This window comes from Streptomyces sp. NPDC002044 (assembly GCF_040296725.1).
Taxonomy (GTDB): Bacteria; Actinomycetota; Actinomycetes; order Streptomycetales; family Streptomycetaceae; genus Streptomyces; species Streptomyces antarcticus.
In genome coordinates this window covers 1-1259 of sequence record NZ_JBEOXU010000327.1, presented here as the reverse complement: position 1 = coordinate 1259, position 1259 = coordinate 1, and the positions used below count along the sequence as shown (strand labels likewise).

Annotated in this window: 1 protein-coding gene and 2 pseudogenes; all 3 read right to left on the bottom strand. The window is 74.2% G+C overall.

The genetic code is table 11. The features are described 5' to 3' along the window. A pseudogene (locus ABT106_RS31990) lies at window positions 1–93 on the bottom strand (phosphoadenosine phosphosulfate reductase domain-containing protein); the annotation flags it as partial. Next, window positions 93–515, bottom strand: a pseudogene (locus tag ABT106_RS31985) (LacI family DNA-binding transcriptional regulator); the annotation flags it as partial. The pseudogenes ABT106_RS31985 and ABT106_RS31990, both read right to left, overlap by 1 nt. A gap of 102 nt (window positions 516–617) precedes the next feature. Next, entirely contained in the window at window positions 618–1160 is a 543-nt protein-coding gene (locus ABT106_RS31980) for a DapH/DapD/GlmU-related protein (protein WP_351284575.1), read from the bottom strand. Window positions 1161–1259: the final 99 nt, after the last annotated feature.

Below are 1259 nucleotides of genomic sequence, written 5' to 3'. Positions count from 1 at the left end.
GCGCTTCTCGTCCCAGCCGACCACGGGGGTGTTCGCCCGGGTCGGGGACTCGTCGCGGCGCAGGCCGGTCGCCCAGGCGTCGTACGCGGTCAGGCGTTGCCCTGCGCGAGGTACGCGAGCACTTCGGCGCGGTCCTCGGCGCCGTCCGCGAACATCAGCACCGGGTGCACGCCGCGCGGCCGGAGCGCCCGCACCACACCGCTGACCACGCGCCCGAAGAAGGGATCCTGGAACACCTCGGCCGCGAACTCGTCCCGGCCGCCGGTGGCTTCGCGGCCCGCGCCGCACACCACGAGGGCGACCGTGCCGGACCGCCGCGTCACCAGGGAACGGGCCGCCCGGTTCGGCACGTACCCGGTCGAGGCGACCGCCCGCCGGACCGCCTCCTGGATGGCCGGGTCGACGTTGCGGACCCCGTTGACCACCCGGGACACCGTCGCCCGGGAGACTCCCGCTGCCCGGGCCACGTCCTCCAGGGTGGTCGCTCCGGCCCCTCCCGCCGCGGGCCCGGCCACCGCGCCCGCCCCGGTCCCCGCCCCTGTCGCCGTACGCCCCCCAGTGTCCATGCCCGCAGCGTAACGCCCCCTCCCGGCCCTACGGGGAGGGGCCGGGGGCCGTCACCACCGCCGGCGCACGGTGGCCTTGGCGCCGGTCACCAGGCTCGCCGGCGGAACGTCATCGGCCACGACGGCTCCGGCGGCGATCACGGCGTCACGGCCGATGGTGACACCGGGCAGGATCGTGGCACCGGCACCGATCCACACGTTCTCCGCGACGTCGATGGGCCCGCCGGTGAGGTACAGCCGCCGCTCCCCGGGATCGACCGGGTGCCCGCTGGTGATGAACGTGACCTTCGGGCCGACCATCACGCGCTCGCCGAGCCGGATGCCGGCGTAGTCCAGGAACGTGCAGTTCTGGTTGATGAAGACACGCGGGGCGAGGTCGAGGCGCAGACCGTGGTCCGTGTAGAACGGCGGGTAGATCGTCACTTTCGGCGGCAGCGGCCCGCCGAGGATCTGCTCCAGCAGTGCGGCCCGGCCGGCTTCGTCCTCGAAGGGCAGGACGTTCAGGCGGGAGGTCAGCTCGGTGACCCGCAGGACCCTGTCGGCCATGGCCTGGAACTCGGCACTGCGGATGCGCATGAGAGGGTCGCTGGACATGCCGCGATCTTTTCCCGCGAACGCGAACCGGCCAAGACCCATCCGAGGGGTTTCCCCGGCGCTTCGCGCCGGAACGGGATCTCCGGGCCGGGCCGCCCC